Here is a 1,753-nt window from a genome sequence, read left to right on the forward strand (position 1 = left end):
CCACATACCTATATTGTCCGGCGAAAAGAACAACAAACCGCCGTTTGGCAGGTCTTTTTTCTATTGGGTCTATATTGATGGAACATTATACATTTTGAACCCTTATTTTATATGATGTACAAGAAAAAACAAAGGTCACAAATTGTGACCATTAATAAAGGATTAATTCTCCCTAATGTCCTCCCGAACCCCAAGAAAATCTTTCCCAAAAACCTTAAGTTTTTCTATTTCTAGGCATTATTAATATTAACAGGATAGGAGGCTAATATGGAAAAAATGAAATACAAACCATTGTTAATTATTATCGCTATCATGGCAAGCTCGTTATTTTCTTGCCAATTTTTTCAACCTTATTCGAAGCCATTAAATGCAAAAATATTGAATTTAGCCCGCAATGCGGTATTCGAGGTAGTTGTTGAAAAACCTGCTGACGAGCAAATAGAATATGAGGAAGAAATTAACTGGGATTATGTCCCTTTTCACATCAGGAACGACAAATACTATTCCATTGGGACTGCTTTTGCCGTTTCCAAAACAGAACTTATGACCGCCTTCCATGTGATTGACGATGAATGTGATAATTATTTTGTCAGGGATTCACAGAAAAATATATACGAAGTAGATATGATTACAGGCGGCTCCAAGGAAAAGGATTATCTTATTTTTACGGTAAAAGGGAAAACTTTCGATAAATATTTTCAATTTGAAAGAAAATATAATATTGGCGACCAGGTTTTTAGTATAGGTAATGCCTATGGTGAAGGCATCGTTATACGGGACGGACTTGTTTTGGGTGAGATTCCCGAAGAAGATTCAGGTCGCTGGAATGAACTTAAAAGTTCCGCCAACGTCAATCCAGGGAATTCAGGCGGACCTCTCGTAACTCCTAAAGGTAAAGTAATTGCCCTGGTAACCGCTCGCAGAGATAACATTCTTTATTCAATTCCGGTAGATGTTATTCTAAATGATGATCGTTCGGTTCTTTTGTACAGGGAAAAACGCCATATCTATCGTCCTTTAATGGCAAACACATTAAGGAATATATCAGAAATACAGACTTCTTTACCGGATACATACACAAATATAAGCAGGTTATTACGTGAAAAGATCGCAAAACAATATGATGATTCTCTGTCTACCTTGTTTAAGGAAGCTCCCGAATACCTGAGCGGGGCAAATAACGAGTATCTGCTTCACGGTTTACTAAATTCGCAAGCCGTTTGTCTTTCATCAAGCGATCTGCAAATAAGTTATCTTGATCCAAATGATAACAACTGGAAACTATATGCCCCTTATTATTATAGCTATAATTTAGACGATGACGGTGTGTTGTATCAAACAAAATATTCATACGTCAATTTATATAAAATTAACAAACCAAAATCTGTTTCTCTGGAAAAAATCTGTACGGACCCAAAATATATCATGGATACTATTCTCCAAAACATACGGACGGAAAGAGATATATGGTACTATGATGAATACCGAATACTATCATACGGAGAGCCCATTTCTACAGGGATTTTCACGGATTCTCTCGGAAGAACATGGATTACCGCAAACTGGAAAATCGGTTATGAAAACGAAGTATTGATTATGTATATCCTACCATTGCCAGACGGCCTCTTTCTTATGACAGCCAAGGAAAGTAGCGCTTCTTTTTATATGTATAATTTGAATTTACAAAAATTATGTGATCATGTTTTTCCGGTTTATGGAGCCAAGTTCGACGAATGGGAAGAATATTTTACCC

Annotated in this window: 1 protein-coding gene; it reads left to right on the forward strand. The window is 36.3% G+C overall.

Annotated elements, in window-relative coordinates; translation table 11 throughout:
• Window positions 1–267: 267 nt before the first annotated feature.
• Window positions 268–1,753, forward strand: a 1,486-nt coding sequence (locus ACYVTD_RS12390; protein ID WP_461248063.1) for a S1 family peptidase, incomplete at its 3' end; no start/stop codon positions are given.

This window comes from Treponema sp. R6D11 (assembly GCF_054786075.1).